We start from the raw sequence: 18,163 nt of genomic DNA, 5'->3' as shown, positions 1-18,163 counted from the left end.
GACATAATGTCTTGGTTTTTTTATATTCGTATGAATTTTTAAACACTTTGAATAAAAATGTTGATAAATTGCAATACTCTTGGTATAATAAGCTACGAAAGGAGTATAAGATGAAAAATAAGAAAACACTCATTCTTAAAATTTTAATCTTGTTAACGGCCATTGTTACAGGTCTTGGTTTGGCTGCTAGGACACAGGCTGCTGAGGTAACAGATTATACCCAGCAAACAAGCATTACCAAAGATGGTGTGCCATTAACAAGTGACTCAACAGTTATGACCAATGAAACTCTGTCTGTAACAACTAGTTTCACATTCCCGTCATCTCAAACTATCGCTGAAGGCGACACCCTTACTTTCTCACTGCCGCAGGAATTAACCCTGATTACTCCCTTAAACTTCCAAGTATCTGATGTTGTCAATCACAAGGGAGAAGTAGTCGGAAAAGCTCAAGCGAATCCAGCAAGTCAGACTGTTACGGTAACCTTTAGTAATTACTTTACTAACTACACCGAACAAAAAGAAATGTCCCTGACTTTTAATGTACGAGTTAATAACGACAAGGTGCAAAATTCAGGGCCAGTTTCCTTCAAATTTGGCCAGACAGATTTTTCTTTCCAATACGAAAAGGTAGAAGGAACTGCTGGTGAGTATGAAATGAAATATGGTTACCAAGACAGTAGCGATCCAAAGATTGTCAAATGGCGCATTATCCTGAATGCAAGACAGGACATGCTTCGTAACATGGTGATTTCAGACAACTTTGGCGATGGTCTAACACTGGTACCAGGTACACTGCGCGCAGTTCGTTATGCTCCTGTAGAAGGTGGTATCCGCAATGAAGCGCACTTGCTGACTCTGCCTGTTTTGGATAACTTCACTAACAAGGCGGTTCTTACGCAAAATGCTAATGGTGATGCCAATGGCTTTACCATCAACTTTGGTGATAACTACAATTGGCCAATGTACATCGAGTACTCTACTCGCGTACCAGATGGTGTTCAAGTAGGCGATGTGGTTAACAACACCTTGTCTTGGACAGCTAAAGGCTTCCCAGAGCGTACTATTACTAAGTCAGTCCGCTTAGAAGATGGTTCTGGTAAAGGAAGCGGATTGTTAGCAAAAGACGTAATGATTAAGGCTCAGAAGAAGCTTGTTAACAAAGAGTTAGAAAAAGGTCAGTTTACCTTTGGTCTCTTTGATGAAAATGGTAACTTGCTTCAAACAGTTACCAATGAAGCAGACGGCTCTATCAACTTCAAGGCTTTAAACTACAGTGCTGCTGGTACTTACCGCTATAGCATTAAGGAAATCCCAGGAAACGATCCTAACTACGTCTATGATGACAAGGAAGCACAGCTGACAGTTACTGTAACTGACGTTAATGGTGAGCTTTTAGGCTCTGTTAAGTATGACTTGGATCCAGTCTTTACAAATACTTATAGAGGTAATGATCCAGGCAAGTCAGTTCAGCCGCCAACTCCTGGCAATAACAACAATCCAAACAACAACCCAAATAATAATCCAAACAATAATCCAAATAATACCCCAGGCAATGGTAACAATACCCCTGGTAACAGTTCCGACAATCCAAAGGGTGGAACAGACAATCCAGGGAATGGAAATAACAATTCAAACAATGGTACCAACGATCCGGGTGCTGCAGGAGGCAACAAAAAAGTTCTGCCTAAGACTGGTCAAGAAACTACACTTTGGCTGTCAGTTGCAGGTTTGGCAATCTTAGTTGGCTTTGGAAGCTATGTTTTTCTTCAAAAAAAGACTAGATAAAATTCAAAGGTTTTAAGAGTTTTCTCTTAAAGCCTTTTTGCATACTTTTCCATTTGAAAAAACGGAGCAATCATGTTAGAATAGACCTAGTAATTTTTAAAGGATAGAGGTGTTATCGTGGCTTTTGGAGATAACGGACAACGCAAAAAAACAGGATTTGAAAAATTGACGATGCTGGTCGTGATTATCATGCTCATCGTGACAGTTGGAGCTATCTTTGCTTCCGCTCTCAGTGCAATCTTTTAATCCAAACGCTTCAGGGCGTTTTTTTAGACTAGAAAAAGAGAATAGAAAAAATGAGTATGTTTTTAGATACGGCCAAGATTCAAGTTAAGGCTGGCAATGGTGGCGATGGCATGGTGGCCTTTCGCCGTGAAAAATATGTTCCTAATGGCGGTCCTTGGGGTGGCGATGGCGGTCGAGGCGGCAATGTTGTTTTTGTTGTAGACGAGGGCCTGCGTACCCTGATGGATTTTCGTTACAATCGCCACTTCAAGGCTCAGTCTGGTGAAAAGGGCATGACCAAGGGAATGCATGGCCGAGGGGCTGAGGACTTGATTGTTCGTGTGCCGCAGGGGACGACGGTTCGTGATGCTGAGACTGGCAAGGTGCTGACAGACTTGGTAGAAAATGGTCAAGAATTTATCGTAGCGCGTGGTGGCCGAGGCGGTCGCGGAAATATCCGCTTTGCGACGCCTAAAAATCCTGCACCTGAGATTTCTGAAAATGGAGAACCAGGTCAAGAGAGAGAGCTTCTGCTTGAGCTCAAGGTCCTAGCAGACGTTGGTCTGGTCGGATTCCCATCTGTCGGGAAATCCACTTTGCTTAGTGTTATTACAGCAGCCAAGCCTAAGATTGGTGCCTATCATTTCACGACAATCGTGCCCAATCTAGGCATGGTTCGCACTCATTCTGGAGAGTCCTTTGCGGTGGCAGATCTGCCGGGTTTGATTGAGGGGGCTAGCCAAGGAGTGGGACTGGGAACCCAGTTTCTCCGTCATATTGAGCGGACACGGGTCATCCTGCATGTCATCGATATGTCAGCTAGTGAGGGACGTGACCCTTATGAGGACTATCTGGCTATCAATAAAGAGTTGGAATCCTACAATCTTCGTCTCATGGAGCGCCCGCAGATTATTGTTGCCAACAAGATGGATATGCCAGATAGCGCTGAAAATCTTAAGATATTCAAAGAGAAGTTAGCAGCTAATTATGATGAGTTTGCGGAACTACCGCAAATCTTCCCGATTTCCAGTCTGACTAAGCAAGGCCTTGCGACTCTCTTGGATGCGACTGCAGAGTTACTGGATAAGACACCAGAGTTCTTGCTTTATGATGAGTCTGAAATGGAAGAAGAAGCTTACTATGGCTTTGACGAAGAAGCACCAGCCTTTGAAATTTCTCGTGATGATGACGCGACTTGGGTACTGTCTGGTGACAAGCTTGAGAAACTCTTTAGTATGACCAACTTTGACCGCGATGAAGCAGTTATGAAATTTGCCCGTCAACTGCGTGGTATGGGAGTTGATGAAGCCCTTCGGGCTCGTGGAGCCAAGGATGGCGACTTGGTTCGCATCGGCAAGTTCGAGTTTGAATTCGTTGACTAAGGAGGCTTGCAATGGGTGATAAACCAATATCCTTCCGCGATGAAAATGGAAATTTTGTCTCTGCAGCCGACGTCTGGAATGCAGAAAAGCTAGAAGAGCTCTTTAATAAACTCAACCCCAAACGCAAGCTGCGTCTGGAAAGAGAAGCATTAGCGAAAGCAGAAGAGGAATAAGACTTCTGATTTTGAAACTATAAACGCTGGGAAAAATTTCTCAGCGTTTTTAAATCTTAAAAAATGTGTTCTGATAGGTAAGTCGATTTCCTTTTAGCTTCTAAGGACATCATTAATGAAAAAATGGAAAAAGTCAAGGCTTATCAATCTGTCGTGGCCATTGCTTGCTATTTTATGGTATAATGAAAAAAATAAGTAGGAGAAGTGATAATTATGGCAAAAACGATTCATACAGATAAAGCACCAGCAGCGATTGGACCTTATGTTCAAGGAAAAATTGTCGGCAATCTTTTGTTCGCGAGCGGGCAAATTCCCCTGTCTCCTGAAACTGGAGAAATCATTGGGACGACTATTGAAGAGCAGACCCAGCAGGTGCTGAAAAATGTTTCAGCCATTTTGGAAGCCGCTGGAACAGATTTTGACCATGTAGTCAAGGCTACTTGCTTCTTGAGTGATATCAATGATTTTGTGGCCTTTAATGAAGTTTACAAAACGGCCTTTACAGAAGCATTTCCAGCTCGTTCAGCAGTCGAAGTGGCTCGCCTGCCTAAGGATGTGAAGATTGAGATCGAGGTTATTGCCGAGATTCTCTAAAAAAGAGCGGGGGAAAACCACTCTTTGACAGATTCTATCTGATGAAAGGATTATTATGTCTGAGAAGAAAATTCAGCTTGTCATTGTGACTGGAATGAGCGGGGCGGGGAAAACCGTAGCCATCCAGTCCTTTGAAGATTTGGGTTATTTTACCATTGATAATATGCCGCCGACTCTGGTGCCGAAGTTCTTGCAGCTGGTCGAAGGGACCACTGACAATGATAAATTGGCTCTGGTTGTCGATATGCGCAGCCGTTCCTTCTTTTTGCAAATCCAGAACGTTTTGGATGAATTAGAGCAAAATGAGAATATTGATTTTAAGATTCTTTTCCTAGATGCGGCGGATAAGGAGTTAGTAGCTCGTTATAAAGAAACTCGGCGCAGCCATCCGCTGGCAGCTGATGGACGGATTTTAGATGGGATTAAGCTGGAGCGTGAACTTTTAGCTCCTCTGAAAAATCTTAGCCAAAATGTTGTGGACACAACAGATTTGACACCACGGGAGCTCAGAAAGACCATCTCTGAGCAATTTTCAAATCAGGCTGACATGCACAGTTTCCGCATTGAGGTCATGAGTTTTGGTTTCAAATACGGTCTGCCTTTAGATGCTGACTTGGTTTTTGATGTGCGCTTTCTGCCAAATCCCTACTATAAGCCTGAGCTACGCAATCAGACAGGCTTGGACAAGGATGTCTTTGACTATGTCATGAACCATGCCGAGTCAGAAGAATTTTACCAGCATCTGCTGGGCTTGATCGAGCCCATTTTGCCAGGCTATCAGAAGGAAGGAAAGTCTATCCTGACGATTGCTGTTGGCTGTACAGGTGGTCAGCACCGCAGTGTAGCCTTTGCTCAGCGCTTAGCAGATGATTTGGCTAAAAATTGGCCGGTCAATGCCAGTCACCGCGACAAAAACCGTCGGAAAGAAACGGTGAACCGCTCATGAGAAAGCCACGAATTACAGTCATTGGCGGTGGAACAGGAATTTCAGTTATTTTAGACAGCCTGCGTAAAAAGGACGTAGAGATTACAGCCATTGTTACAGTAGCAGATGATGGCGGCAGTTCTGGTGAGCTGCGGAAAAACATCCAGCAGTTAACTCCGCCAGGTGACTTGCGAAATGTGCTGGTAGCTATGTCCGACATGCCAAAGTTTTATGAGAAGGTCTTCCAGTATCGCTTTGCGGAAGGAGATGGCGTTCTAGCGGGGCATCCCTTGGGCAATCTGATTATTGCCGGCATTTCCGAAATGCAGGGCTCAACTTATAATGCCATGCAGCTTTTGACCAAGTTCTTCCATACGACAGGCAAAATCTACCCTTCTAGTGACACCCCTTTAACTCTGCATGCTGTGTTTGCAGATGGGACGGAAGTTGTCGGTGAAAGCAATCTGACCAGCAAGAGTGGAATGATTGAGCGGGTCTATGTGACCAATACCTATGATGACAAGAAGCCTTCTGCCAGTAAAAAGGTGGTCGAGAGCATCTTAGAAAGCGATATGGTGGTTCTGGGACCAGGTTCACTATTTACCTCTATCTTGCCTAATCTCGTTATTGAGGAAATCGGTCAGGCACTTTTGGATACCAAGGCAGAAGTGGCTTATGTCTGCAATATTATGACCCAGCGAGGTGAAACAGAGCATTTTTCGGACAGCGATCATGTTCAGGTCCTGCACCGTCATTTAGGCAGGAAGTTTGTAGATACAGTCTTGGTCAATATCGAACCTGTCCCTCATGAGTACATGGACAGTAACCAGTTTGACGAATATCTGATACAGGTGGAGCATGATTTTCAAGGCTTACAAGAGCAGGTTCCGCGCGTTATTTCTTCAAACTTTCTGCGTTTGGAAAATGGCGGAGCTTTCCATGATGGTGAGTTGGTCGTTGACGAATTGATGCAGATTATACAGGTACGCAAATGAGCTTTACAGTAAAAGTAAAAGAAGAACTGCTGAGTCTGGCAAGCAGAGATAAAAATGAGCTGTCAGCCATGATTAAGATGTCTGGCAGTTTGGGTTTGGCCAGCAGTGGTTTGACCCTGTCTGTCACAACAGAAAATGCCAAAATTGCCCGCCATCTCTATGAGTTGCTATCTGACCTTTATCAGGTCAAGTCAGAAATCCGCCACCATCAGAAGACCAATCTGCGCAAGAACCGTGTTTATACAGTATTTCTAGATCAGAAAGTGGAAGAAATCCTTTCTGACCTGCACTTGGCTGACTCCTTTTTTGGTACCGAGGCAGGGATTGACCAGGCTATTTTGACTGATGACGAAGCCAGTCGAGCCTACCTACGGGGAGCCTTTCTCTCAAATGGCAGCATGCGGGAGCCAGACTCAGGCAAGTACCAGCTGGAAATCCTGTCCGTTTATCTGGATCATGCTGAGGACTTGGCTGCCTTGATGCGTCGTTTTCTGTTGGATGCTAAGACCATTGAGCGCAAGAAGGGGGCTGTCACTTATCTGCAGAGAGCTGAAGACATCATGGATTTTCTCATTGTCATCGGGGCTATGGAAGCCATGGCTGAGTTTGAGTCTCTTAAGCTCATGCGGGAAGCGCGCAATGACCTCAACCGCGCTAATAATGCGGAGACAGCGAACATTGCCCGCACAGTCACAGCCAGTATGAAAATCATCAACAATATTGCTAAAATCAGTGATAATATTGGCATTGAGAGTCTACCTGTAGACCTGCAGGAGGTAGCCCAGCTTCGCATCCAGCATCCAGACTACTCCATCCAGCAGTTGGCTGATAGTCTGAGCCGGCCACTGACTAAGAGCGGCGTCAATCATCGCTTGAGAAAAATCAATAAAATCGCAGATGAATTATAAAAGCTGCTGAGCTTGAGCTCGGCAGCTGTTTTTTTATAGGCTTGTAGAATGTTTGGGTTGGACTTTTTGCTCAGGATAGATATGGTTAATGGCATTGTTGACAGCAGTAGGTGCCTCACCTAACCCAGTCGCAATCAAGTCAATCTTTCCCTCGTAGCTGCAGCAGTCACCAGCTGCATAGATACCTGGCACGGAAGTTTCTTGCTTGCTATTGACCAAAATTTTGTGACGGTTGAGCTCCAAGCCCCAATCTTTGAGATTGCCGACAGAGGATTTAAAACCGTAGTTGACAAAGAGGTGATCCAGAGGCAGAAGCTGACTTTCCTCTCCTTTGACTTGGCTGATTTCCAAGTGGGTTATCTTGCCATTTTCACCAACCAATCGGCTCGGTATAAATGGTGTCTTAATCTCAACACTAGAAGCCTTGAGTTCTTCCACACTATGCTCTAAAGCTCGGAAGTTGTCCCGACGATGAACCAGACTGGTTTCTGCAATCTTTTCAAAAGCTAGCGCCCAGTCAACAGCCGAGTCACCGCCGCCCAGAACAACAACCTTTTTGCCTGCGTACTGGCTGATGTTTGAAACGTGATAGTGAAGGTTGCTGTAGCTTTCAGCATCGTCTAACTCCAAAGCCCTCGGTTTGAAGGCGCCGCCTCCCATGGCGATGATAATGGTTTTGGTCTGATGCTGGGCTTGAGAAGTCGTGATGGTGAAGCCATCATTAGATTTAACGATATCCAGAACCGTTTCATTGAGGCAAATCTCAGTCTGGAAAGTTTCCAGCTGCTCAATCAGACGCTGTGTCAGTTCTTCGCCACTTAGATTGGTAAAGCCCGGTACATCCAGAATTTTCTTCTCTGGATAGAGAATGGCTGGCTGACCACCCAGCTGAGGCAGGGAATCAATGATTTTAACCTTGGCTTGGCGCAGATGGGCGTAAAAAGCTGCGAATAGGCCAACTGGACCGCCGCCGACAATCGTAATATCATACAGTTCAGACATAATTTTCCTCAATCTTTTTAAAATAAACTAGCATTATTGTACCATAAAAAGGGGTTGAAATGTAAGCAAATGTTTTAAAGACATCTTAAAAGCCCCAGCTGGGGCTTAAAATTAGATAGCAAATAAATCATTGAGGTTTTCAGCCAGCGTTGGGTGGGTGAAGATTTGCTTGCTCAAGTAGGTGTAAGGAATCTTATTATCCATGGCTACAGTCAGGATATTGATAATTTCCTGAGCTCCAGCCGAGAAGATAGTTGCTCCGACGATTTCCTTGGTTTCAGTGTTGACAACGGCCTTGAAGGCACCACGCAAGTCAGCATTGACATGACCACGAGGCATTGCTGCGACTGGAATCTCCTTCACTGCAATCGGCAGTCCTTGCTCTTTGGCTTCCTTTTCAGTCAATCCGATTTGAGCCAAAGGCGGTGTGATGAACATGCTGGTAGGGACGTTTTTACGGTCTTCCAGTGTGTAGCTGCCATCGCCAGCCAGATAGCTATAAAGGATACGGAAGTCATCCAGTGAGATATAAGTAAACTGCAGACCGCCATTGACATCGCCCGCCGCAAAAACACCAGGTACAGATGTTTCCAAGTGCTTATTGACCTTAATCGCTCCCCGCTCTGTCAGCTCGATATCTGTATTTTCCAACTGCAGTGGCTCAACATTGGGCTTGCGGCCAGTAGCATAGAGCAGGGCATCAAAGCGGAATTCTCCCTCCTCAGTCACAACGACAACTTCAGCACCATCATTTTTAATCTGCTTGGTTTGTACATTTTGCAGGAGCTGGATTCCGTCTTCTTCCATGTACTGCTTAGCTAGAGCAGCGATAGAAGGCTCTACTCGAGGGAGAAAGACAGGAGCAGCATCCAGCACAGTCACCTGACTGCCCAATTTGTTGTAGAGTCCAGCGAATTCTAGTCCGATGTTACCGCCACCCAGAACTCCTAAACGTTTAGGAAGTTCCTTCAGATTTTGAATGCCAGTTGAGTCATAGACATGCTCGGTTTCAGTCAGTCCAGGAATTGGCAGGACATTGGAAACGGCACCGGTATTAATGACAATAGTTTCAGCAGTCATTTCCTCTTTTTCATCACCAGCTGTGATTTCGATGACTTTATTGGAAAGGAAATGAGCTTCCGCATCGATGATGTCGACACCAGCACCACTGATTGCTGCATAGTTCTTCCTGTTGAGACGGCTGGTTACAGCGTTCTTTTCAGCCATGACTTGGTCGAAAGCCAGGCCTTTTTCAGCTGCGACAAGCAGGGTCTTGGTTGGGATGCAGGCGATATTGATACAGGTTCCCCCGTACATAGCCTTGCTTCGCTCAATCAAAGCAACTTTTTTTCCTTGAGCCGCCATTTTGGCTGCCAATGTTTTACCGGCTTTCCCAAAGCCGATGACAATTAAATCATAGGTTAACATAATTTACCTCCATTTTTCAAAAAAGATTGTATCACATCTAGTCAGAAATTGCTGATTTCTGCTACGCTTTTTTTCTTCAGTATTTTTAGTATTTATTTTTATACATAATGTCCATTTTTGAGCAATGTTTTCGCAGTTCCAGTCATTCTGTGTTATACTAAGTTTCGTTATTTATTTTAGGAGGGCAAAATGTCTATTATTACACTGATTCTGGCAAGCTTGGTTGCCTTGGAATTTTTCTATATCCTGTACTTGGAGACCTTCGCGACGACTTCTGCAGCGACAGCTCGGGTTTTCGGTATGTCGCAAGAAGAGTTGGGGCAGCAGTCGGTCAATACTCTTTTCAAAAACCAAGGAGTCTATAACGGATTGATAGCTGTTTTAGTGCTGATTGCGGCCTTTGTGCAGCCTAGTCCGGTTTGGCTGGGAATTTTTATGGTTTATATCATCTTGGTAGCAGCTTACGGTGCAGTGACCAGTGACCCCAAAATCCTGCTTAAGCAAGGAGGGCTGGCGATGCTGACCCTGCTTAGTTTATTTTTCTAAATAGAGTGAAGAAAATTGATTTCTCGCTCTTTTTTATATAATGATTGACTTTTTTGTTAGACAAGTGTAGAATAAAAATAGAAATAGCATTAATTTAGAAAGCGCGTGGAAACGATGAAAAGATCTATTAAACGTTTGCCAGACGGGGAATTTACTATTTTAAAGGTAATTTGGCAGCTACCTGCCCCGACGACCTCTGCTCGTATCATGGAAAAGTTAGGACCCGACAATCACTGGAAGCCTCAGACTTTGCTGACAGTCTTGGCTCGCTTAACAGAAAAGGGCTTTTTAGAAAGTGTCCGCAAGGGGCGTGAAAGGCAGTATACAGCCTTGATCTCAGAAGATGAGTATCTGGAAGTTGAGGCTTCGGATTTCTTGAAGCGTCACAGTGGTCGTTCTATGGGCGGGTTTGTCAAAACACTCTTTTCTTCTAACTCCTTTTCGGAAAATGAATTGGATGAGCTGCGCAGTCTGCTCAACCAAGGAAAGTAGGATGGAGGGATAAGCATGAAACAGTTCCTTCTTTCTTTTCTGCTGACCAGTTTGTCAACATCCATTTTGGTGCTTTTGCTTAGTCTGCTTTTTACGGCCTTTAAGACTAAGATTTCGGTCAGAGTGAAGTATTTTATTTGGTTTCTGATATTGCTGAGTTTTCTGTTTCCGTTCCGTCCCCAATTTGGCTCAGGCCTGATTCGGCTGAATACAGGATCGGTAGTTCAGACAGCAGTGACTGCCACCCAGACAGGTGGAACGCAGGGCGCCTCTCAAACTGTTGAAAAGGCTGCCCAGACAAATCTGTGGGAGGCTTTTCTAAACCTGCCTTGGTTTGAAATTCTCTTTACCATCTGGCTGATTGGCTTTGTCTTTAGCATAGGAAGATACGCTTATTCTTATATTCGCTTCAGAAAGATGCTGAAGCGCTGGGGCACGGAGTTTCAGGACGAAGAAGCGATGGCTCAGCTGCGGGCTGTTCAGCAGGAGATGGGAGTTAAGGGCCGGATTCGTCTGCTCCACTATCCTATGTCCCAAAGTCCTATGCTGCTAGGTTTCAGAGATATTTTAATCGTGCTGCCAGAGTTGGACTACACAGAAGAAGAGCTGCAGCTGATTTTCAAGCATGAGCTGACTCACTATAAGCACCGCGATGTTTTAGTTAATCTTTTGGGAATTTTTGCCAAGAGTCTGCACTGGTTTAACCCGGTTGTCCGCTTTGCCTGCCGTGAAACCCAGGAAGCAGGAGAAATGTACTGTGACTACGATGTTCTGAGCAGTAGAGATACAGAGTATCGGACTTTCTACGGTGAAACGATTTTGACCATGATAGACCGCAGTAAGAAGACCCCAATTGCTCTGACGACCTGCTTTTACTCTGACAAGTTTAATCTCAAGCGGCGGATTGTTGGTATTATGGATAACCGCCTGCCTAAGAGGTTTCTGTCTGCTGCTTTTGTAGTGGCCGTTCCTCTACTTTTGCTCTTGACTAGCTCGGTCTTTGCTCTAGAAAGTCCAGCTGCTCAACAAAGCAGACCTGTTGCAGGGCAAAAACAGTCTCAAGGGCTCAGTCAGCATCAGGCTCTAGCGTCCGTCTTAAAAGAGCTGTCTCTTTCTGAAAAAGATATTAAAGATTTACAAATTTCTCGTGAGAAAGACACCTATAACATTCGCTTCTCGCACGGACAAACAGCCCATGAAACCATTGTCAATGCTAAGGATGGAAAACTGATCCAATCCAAGCAGCATACTATTGTCGAAAAGACGGTAACGGTCGAAAAAGAAGTCAACCCATCCTCGTCAGCTGCATCAACTCCAGCTGACAACAGCGCTACTGCAGGCACAGGGAATACGGGAGCAGCGGGCTCGACCGGAGCGAACACTGGAGCTAGTACAGCGACAGTTCAAACTCCGTCTCAGAACAGTTCCTCTCATACGACAGACACCGATGATCCGGACGATGATGATGACCATGATGACGATTAAATAAAGGATTCTGCCAGTTTAAGTTTCTTAAAAGCTTAGACTGGTAGAATTTTATTATCTTCTCAAAAGGGGATTTAGAAATCCTCCAAGAGCAGTTAGTCATCAGTTTATCTTTTTTTAGGACGATTTTGCTTACAGTTTGCACTTCGTTTCCTAATGCTAAAAAAACTGAAAGATTATTTATCTTTTTTCTTGACATTCACAAACGACAATTGTAGAATAAATTTATAAACTACATTTGTAGAATGTTTTTGAAAAATACTGCTTGGAAAGGAGAAGAAAGCAAAGCTTATCCAGACGCTTGTAGGATGCAGAGCGGAAGCTCTATTTCTTTTGAAAGCAAAAACTACATTTGTAGAATCAAAGGAGAATTCAAATGAAACAAAAGCAAATCCAAACAAATTTCCAACGGATCGAAACGAAGTATATTCTTGACCGAGCAATGCTAGCTCGTCTTGAAGCTGACATGAGGCCTTACTTCACCGCAGATGATTATGCGACATCAACCATTTCCAATGTGTATTTTGATAATGATGAGTTCCAGATGATTCAGGATTCCATTGCCAGAAAAGGTGGTCGTGAAAAGATGCGGATGCGGACTTATGCTGAGCAGCCGAATGATGATAGTCAAGTTTTCTTGGAAATCAAGAAGAAACGTGATGAAGTAGGTTTCAAATACCGTTTGGTTTCGAATCCTCTCTCTGTGACCAACTATATTGTGAATGGTGTGGCAGACCATACTATTTCTGATGACCGGGTCAAGGCAGAAGTGGAGCAGTTACAGGAGCGCTATATAGACTTGAAGCCAAAAATGGTGATTAGCTATGACCGCTACTCTATGAGAGGCTTGGAAGATAAAAAAGTTCGTGTGACAGTTGATTCCAACATCCGCTACCGAGATTATGATGTAGACTTGGCTTTAGGCCGCTATGGACTGCCCTTGCTGGATGACGACAAGGTGATTATGGAAATCAAGGTTCCTGGTCAATATCCTCAGTGGCTAGCCGATATTCTGAATAAATACGGTCTTGAAGACCAGTCCTTCTCAAAATACGGCAATGCCTACCTGAAAACTAAAGAAAGGCTGACTCAAACAGTCAAGGCCTAAGGAGGTAGTCTATGCTCAATCAGTTGTTTAACAGTATCTACTCCTCTACGGAAGTCAAGATAAATCCTTTAGCGTTGATTTTTTCACTAGCAACTAGTGTGGTTTTAGGAATTATCTTGGCCAAGGTCTATAAGCGCCAAACCATTTATACCAAGGAATTTGTCGTCACCCTCTCCCTTTTGCCAGCCATTATTTCCATTATCATCTTCTTGGTTAATGGAAATCTGGGTACCAGTGTCGCCGTAGCGGGAACTTTCAGTTTGATTCGCTTCCGGTCGGCTGCAGGTGGCTCCAAGGAGCTCCTAGCCATCTTTATGGCGACAGCTATCGGGATTACAACAGGGATGGGCTTTGTAGCACTGGGAATTGTCTTTACTCTAGCTATTTCAGGCATCTGGATGCTCTTTGAAAAGATGAGCTTTACTTCAGTCAGTCCGACCAGACGTTATGTCCAGGTTCAGGTTCCAGCTGACTTTGACTACGAAGTACTCTTTGATGCTATCTTTGAAACGACTTGTAAGTCAGCCGAACTGACATCTCTCAAGTCGGCTGAAAAGAAGTCTATCAAGCTGGACTATGTTGTTGACTTGAATCCTGACATGAGCGACAGGGAGCTTATTCAGCAGTTCCTGTTCTATGATAAGGTACAGGATATTTCCCTTTCCAAAGCCGCTAAGAAGCGTAAAACCCTCTAAGCAAAAGAAGACCAGCTGCAGCAGAGCAGTTGGTCTTCTTGTTTGTATCATAAAAAGGGGATACATCATACTTACAGAAAATACTTGACACTCTTTTCTATATGTGGTATGATTATATAGATTTTGGACTTGAAGGGAGTGAAAAAAATGTCAAAAACAGTAGTACGCAAGAATGAATCACTTGATGATGCACTTCGTCGTTTCAAACGTGCGGTTACTAAAGCTGGTACTCTTCAAGAAACACGCAAACGTGAATTCTATGAAAAACCTTCTGTTAAACGCAAACGCAAATCAGAAGCAGCTCGTAAACGTAAAAAATTCTAATTGAACAAAAAAGCAGGCTTCGGTCTGTTTTTTGTTTTGGCTCTTTGGAGAGAAGAGGATGATTATGAGCAACAGGAAAGAAAAAAACACTGATTTTCATCAGTGAATTCTCTTTATTTTTTCTCAGCCAACAAAGCTTTGATTTCTTGCAGGACTTCCAATTCAGTTGGTCCAGCTGGCGCTTCTTCAACTTCTTCCTTCTTCTTAGCAAGGCTTTGTGCTTTTTCAGCAGACTTAACGATGAAGAAGAGAACAGTACCGATTACCAAGAAGTTAATTACAGCGCTCAAGAAGTTACCATAAGCGATCCCGTTCCATTTCAATTGAGAAATTTGCTCCAAGTTTGCAGCTTTCAAAATTGGGTTGAGGAAGAGGGGAGTGATTACGTCAGTAATCAATGAAGTGACGATTGCTCCAAAGGCGTTAGCGATGATCACACCGACTGCCAAATCAATCACGTTCCCGCGCAGCAAGAATTCTTTAAGATCCTTTAACATTCTTTCTTTCCTTTCAAGAATTTATTAATGAGATTATATTATAGCTTATTTATATGACATCCTCAAGATATTTGTTTGTCAAATATTTTACATTTGCATCATTTTAGTATAAAATATAGAATGATATTCTATGATAAATTGGAGGTATTGTCTCTTGATTGATAAAGAAATCATTTCTGAAATTAAAAACAGCGTCAATATCGTCGATGTCATAGGAGAAACAGTGGCCTTGACTAAGGCTGGGCGGAATTTTCTGGGACTCTGTCCCTTTCATGGCGAAAAGACGCCCTCTTTTAACGTTGTAGAGGACAAGCAGTTTTATCACTGTTTTGGCTGCGGCAAGTCGGGCGATGTCTTCAAATTCATTGAGGATTATCGAGGCGTTTCCTTTATGGATGCCGTGCAGATTGTAGCAGATCGAGCAGGGATTCCTTTGGCTGTAGAGACAGTAGGCAATGACCGACCGAGACAAAGCCATCCGCACCAGGCTCTCTACGATATCCATACCGAGGCAGCGAAATTTTACCATGCGGTCCTGATGACGACCAAGATGGGAGAGGAAGCGCGGGCTTATCTCTACCAGCGGGGTCTGACAGATGATGTTCTTAAGCATTTTCAAATCGGGCTGGCTCCTAATGAGGGGAATTATCTTCATAAGAGTATGGCTGGCAAGTTTGATGAGAATACCATCATGAACTCAGGCCTCTTCAATCTGGCGGAGAATAATCTGGTCTATGATGCCTTTCAGAACCGGATTATGTTTCCCCTGACCAATGACAGCGGTCAGGTTGTGGCTTTTTCCGGACGGATTTGGCAAGCGGCGGCTTCAGACGGCCATCAGGCCAAGTACAAAAATAGTCGCAGCACCGCTATTTTCAATAAAAGCTACGAGCTCTATCATCTGGATAAGGCCAAGCCGGTTATCAAGAAGAGCCATGAGGTCTATCTGATGGAAGGTTTCATGGATGTGATTGCGGCTTATCGGGCCGGAATTGAAAATGCTGTAGCTTCTATGGGAACAGCTCTGACACCAGAGCATGTCCAGCATCTGAGCAAGTATTGCAAGAAGATTATCCTGTCTTATGATGGAGATAGGGCAGGGCAGGCTGCGACTGCAAAGGCTTTGGATGAGCTGAAAGATATGACGGTGGAAATTGTTCGGATTCCGGATAATTTGGATCCGGATGAATTTCTCGCTAAAAATTCTGAGGAAGATTTGCAGCATTTGCTGAGCAAAACGCGAATAAGTAATGTGGAGTTTCTGCTGCATCATCTGAAACCAGATAATATTGAAAATCTACAGGCTCAGATTGAGTTTGTAGAGAAGATGGCGCCGATTATTGCGAAGACCAAGTCCATCACAGCTCAGAACTCCTATATTTACATGCTGGCTGAGTTGCTGCCGGACTTTGACTATCAGCAGGTGGAGCAGACGGTAAATAACAGTCGGCTGGCTGAGCGCTCTAGTCGCAGTCAGGAGGCGCCGATTCAGCAGTCTCAACCAGCCGTCATGCAGTTTTCGCCTTCGAACCGGCTGAGTCGGCTCATGAGGGCGGAAAATCATATCTTCCACCGCATGATACATCATCCTTTGATTTTGAACCAATACCGGCTGAGAGAAGACTTTGCCTTTGACTCGGAAGAATTGCAGATCTTGTATGAGATTTTACTGGCAAATGGCGAAGTGACACCGCAGGATTTGTCCCAGCTACCAGATCATGTCCAGCAGGCTTGGTACCGCGTCTTGGAAGAAGACTTGCCGGATGAGGTTTTGGAAGATGAGTTGAAAGAAGTGGAAGAAACCAGAGAGCGGGAGATTTTGCGCAAGCATAATCAGTTTATTAGTAAGAAGATTCGAGAAGCCTCTCACAGCGGAGATACGGATACAGCCCTGTCCGAGCTAGAGCGCTTGATTGAGCAAAAAAGAAGAATGGAGTAGGAATGGCTACAAAACAAAAAGAAGTAACAACATTAGACGTTCAAATTGCAGAATTTATCCGCAACCACAAGCAGACAGGGGTTGCGACAGATGATGAAATCAATGACCAGCTGGTCATTCCTTTCACTTTGGATGCCGATGGGATTGAGGATTTGCTGCAGCGCATCCAGGATGCGGGCATCTCAATTACGGATAAAGAAGGAAATCCCAGCGCGCGTGTCTTAAATAACGAAGAGGAAGAAGCGGAGCTGACGGATGAAGAGCTCCTAGGCAGCAATTCAGCCAAGGTTAATGACCCAGTCCGCATGTATCTGAAAGAAATCGGGGTTGTGCCCCTTCTCAGCAATGAAGAAGAGCAGGAGCTGGCTATCTTGGTAGAACAGGGAGACTTGGAAGCCAAGCAGCGTCTGGCTGAGGCCAATCTTCGTCTGGTTGTTTCCATTGCTAAGCGTTATGTCGGTCGTGGTATGCAGTTCCTTGATTTGATTCAAGAAGGAAACATGGGGTTGATGAAAGCCGTTGATAAGTTTGACTACACCAAAGGATTTAAGTTTTCAACTTATGCGACTTGGTGGATTCGTCAGGCCATTACCCGTGCGATTGCTGACCAAGCTCGGACTATTCGGATTCCAGTCCACATGGTGGAAACCATTAACAAGCTAGTCCGCGAGCAACGCAATCTCTTGCAGGAATTAGGTCAAGATCCTACGCCTGAGCAAATCGCTGAGCGGATGGATATGACACCTGACAAGGTTCGTGAGATTCTCAAGATTGCTCAAGAGCCAGTTTCCTTGGAGACACCTATCGGTGAGGAAGATGACAGTCATCTGGGAGACTTTATCGAAGATGAAGTGATTGAAAATCCAGTCGACTATACTACTCGTGTCGTCCTTCGTGAACAGCTGGATGAGGTCTTGGATACGCTGACAGACCGCGAGGAAAACGTCTTGCGTCTGCGCTTTGGTCTGGACGATGGAAAAATGCGGACACTGGAAGATGTCGGCAAGGTCTTCAATGTAACTCGCGAGCGGATTCGCCAGATTGAAGCCAAGGCTCTGCGTAAACTTCGCCATCCAAGCCGCAGCAAACCACTCAGAGACTTTATCGAAGATTAAGAAGTGAAGAGTAAGAAGGGGCAGAAATTTTTCAGCAGGAAGCATAAAGTCGGCAACCTTAGCTGAAAGCAAAAGCCCCCTCGAGCTAACTTGAAATTTCTGCTATATCTATAAGGAGGATATTGCATGTCAGAAAAAAAATACAGCCCTGAAGAAGTTGAAAAGATTAAAACACGTATTTTGGAGAGCTTGGAGCAGGTCATTGACCCAGAGCTGGGGATTGATATTGTCAATCTAGGTCTAATCTATGAAATCCGTTTTGATGAGACCAATGGAGAAACGGAAATCGATATGACCCTGACAACCATGGGATGCCCTCTGGCGGATCTTCTGACTGATCAAATCTATGATGCTATGTCAGATGTTCCAGAGGTTACCAAGACGGATGTTAAGTTGGTTTGGTACCCAGCTTGGACGGTGGAAAAGATGAGCCGCTATGCTCGAATCGCTTTGGGGATTCGCTAAGAACTGATAGTAAGTGCTGGCCTGCTGTGTGCAGGCTTTTGCTTTTTTTAGTGGATTCTGTTATAATGTTCCTATTGT

The 18,163-nt window shown here is 44.4% G+C and carries 20 protein-coding genes; 17 read left to right on the top strand and 3 right to left on the bottom strand.

Annotated features, from left to right (window positions below; genetic code table 11):
- Window positions 1-47 precede the first annotated feature (47 nt).
- The 8 genes from K1I94_RS04805 to whiA all read left to right on the top strand — a co-directional run bounded on the left by K1I94_RS04805 (window position 48) and on the right by whiA (window position 6,989).
- Entirely contained in the window at window positions 48-1,787 is a 1,740-nt protein-coding gene (locus K1I94_RS04805) for an Ig-like domain-containing protein (RefSeq protein WP_185754987.1), read from the top strand.
- Between the two features lie 117 nt (window positions 1,788-1,904).
- Window positions 1,905-2,033, top strand: a complete 129-nt coding sequence (locus K1I94_RS04800) for a DUF4044 domain-containing protein (protein ID WP_002895969.1) — start codon at window positions 1,905-1,907, stop codon at window positions 2,031-2,033.
- Window positions 2,034-2,083: 50 nt separating this feature from the next.
- The gene (gene obgE, locus K1I94_RS04795; protein WP_223314589.1) at window positions 2,084-3,394 is read left to right on the top strand and encodes a GTPase ObgE; all 1,311 of its coding nucleotides are present in this window, start codon (window positions 2,084-2,086) and stop codon (window positions 3,392-3,394) included.
- 11 nt (window positions 3,395-3,405) lie between these two features.
- The gene (locus K1I94_RS04790) at window positions 3,406-3,567 is read left to right on the top strand and encodes a hypothetical protein (protein WP_002895966.1); all 162 of its coding nucleotides are present in this window, start codon (window positions 3,406-3,408) and stop codon (window positions 3,565-3,567) included.
- 213 nt (window positions 3,568-3,780) lie between these two features.
- On the top strand, window positions 3,781-4,161 hold the full coding sequence (locus K1I94_RS04785) for a RidA family protein (protein ID WP_002895964.1): 381 nt from the start codon (window positions 3,781-3,783) through the stop codon (window positions 4,159-4,161).
- Window positions 4,162-4,216: 55 nt separating this feature from the next.
- Window positions 4,217-5,107 carry an RNase adapter RapZ gene (gene rapZ, locus K1I94_RS04780; protein ID WP_002906915.1) on the top strand — a complete coding sequence of 297 codons (891 nt, stop codon included), beginning with the start codon at window positions 4,217-4,219 and terminating at the stop codon, window positions 5,105-5,107.
- Window positions 5,104-6,081: a YvcK family protein gene (locus tag K1I94_RS04775; protein ID WP_223314588.1), complete on the top strand. Its 978-nt coding sequence runs from the start codon at window positions 5,104-5,106 to the stop codon at window positions 6,079-6,081. The genes rapZ and K1I94_RS04775 overlap by 4 nt, the downstream gene beginning before the upstream one ends.
- A complete protein-coding gene (whiA, locus tag K1I94_RS04770; RefSeq protein ID WP_223314587.1) occupies window positions 6,078-6,989 on the top strand; it encodes a DNA-binding protein WhiA in 912 nt (303 codons plus the stop codon). Before K1I94_RS04775 ends, whiA begins: the two co-directional genes overlap by 4 nt.
- 33 nt (window positions 6,990-7,022) lie before the next feature.
- Here whiA and K1I94_RS04765 read toward each other — a convergent pair whose 3' ends face one another.
- Window positions 7,023-7,991: an NAD(P)/FAD-dependent oxidoreductase gene (locus K1I94_RS04765; RefSeq protein ID WP_223314586.1), complete on the bottom strand. Its 969-nt coding sequence runs from the start codon at window positions 7,989-7,991 to the stop codon at window positions 7,023-7,025.
- 111 nt (window positions 7,992-8,102) lie between these two features.
- Window positions 8,103-9,419: an FAD-containing oxidoreductase gene (locus tag K1I94_RS04760; protein WP_223314585.1), complete on the bottom strand. Its 1,317-nt coding sequence runs from the start codon at window positions 9,417-9,419 to the stop codon at window positions 8,103-8,105.
- 189 nt (window positions 9,420-9,608) lie between these two features.
- On the opposite strand from K1I94_RS04760, the gene K1I94_RS04755 reads away from it, so the two are divergent.
- The 6 genes from K1I94_RS04755 (at window position 9,609) to rpsU (ending at window position 14,069) form a co-directional block, all read left to right on the top strand.
- Window positions 9,609-9,965, top strand: a complete 357-nt coding sequence (locus K1I94_RS04755) for a DUF1304 domain-containing protein (RefSeq protein ID WP_011836732.1) — start codon at window positions 9,609-9,611, stop codon at window positions 9,963-9,965.
- A gap of 114 nt (window positions 9,966-10,079) precedes the next feature.
- Window positions 10,080-10,457 (top strand): BlaI/MecI/CopY family transcriptional regulator, encoded by a 378-nt coding sequence (locus tag K1I94_RS04750; protein ID WP_002933016.1) that lies wholly within the window; start codon window positions 10,080-10,082, stop codon window positions 10,455-10,457.
- 15 nt (window positions 10,458-10,472) lie between these two features.
- Entirely contained in the window at window positions 10,473-11,942 is a 1,470-nt protein-coding gene (locus tag K1I94_RS04745; protein WP_223314584.1) for a M56 family metallopeptidase, read from the top strand.
- Window positions 11,943-12,318: 376 nt separating this feature from the next.
- A complete protein-coding gene (locus K1I94_RS04740; protein WP_223314583.1) occupies window positions 12,319-13,050 on the top strand; it encodes a polyphosphate polymerase domain-containing protein in 732 nt (243 codons plus the stop codon).
- Window positions 13,051-13,061: 11 nt separating this feature from the next.
- Complete coding sequence (locus K1I94_RS04735; protein ID WP_002895949.1) at window positions 13,062-13,745, top strand: DUF4956 domain-containing protein; 684 nt, start codon at window positions 13,062-13,064, stop codon at window positions 13,743-13,745.
- A 147-nt stretch (window positions 13,746-13,892) separates the two neighbouring features.
- Window positions 13,893-14,069: a 30S ribosomal protein S21 gene (gene rpsU / locus K1I94_RS04730; RefSeq protein ID WP_000048054.1), complete on the top strand. Its 177-nt coding sequence runs from the start codon at window positions 13,893-13,895 to the stop codon at window positions 14,067-14,069.
- A 113-nt stretch (window positions 14,070-14,182) separates the two neighbouring features.
- Here the strand turns inward: rpsU and mscL are convergent, their stop codons facing one another.
- Window positions 14,183-14,566 (bottom strand): large conductance mechanosensitive channel protein MscL, encoded by a 384-nt coding sequence (gene mscL, locus K1I94_RS04725; protein WP_002904176.1) that lies wholly within the window; start codon window positions 14,564-14,566, stop codon window positions 14,183-14,185.
- 154 nt (window positions 14,567-14,720) lie between these two features.
- Between mscL and dnaG the strand changes: the two genes are divergently transcribed.
- The 3 genes from dnaG to K1I94_RS04710 all read left to right on the top strand — a co-directional run bounded on the left by dnaG (window position 14,721) and on the right by K1I94_RS04710 (window position 18,085).
- Window positions 14,721-16,505 (top strand): DNA primase, encoded by a 1,785-nt coding sequence (dnaG, locus tag K1I94_RS04720; protein WP_317627926.1) that lies wholly within the window; start codon window positions 14,721-14,723, stop codon window positions 16,503-16,505.
- Window positions 16,506-16,507: 2 nt separating this feature from the next.
- A complete protein-coding gene (rpoD, locus tag K1I94_RS04715; protein ID WP_002897871.1) occupies window positions 16,508-17,620 on the top strand; it encodes an RNA polymerase sigma factor RpoD in 1,113 nt (370 codons plus the stop codon).
- A 126-nt stretch (window positions 17,621-17,746) separates the two neighbouring features.
- Entirely contained in the window at window positions 17,747-18,085 is a 339-nt protein-coding gene (locus K1I94_RS04710) for a metal-sulfur cluster assembly factor (RefSeq protein ID WP_002895943.1), read from the top strand.
- Window positions 18,086-18,163: the final 78 nt, after the last annotated feature.

Source organism: Streptococcus sanguinis (assembly GCF_019929145.1).
Lineage (GTDB): Bacteria > Bacillota > Bacilli > Lactobacillales > Streptococcaceae > Streptococcus > Streptococcus sanguinis_U.
Note: the sequence above shows the minus strand (reverse complement) of the source record. Positions and strands in the feature narration are given on the sequence as shown.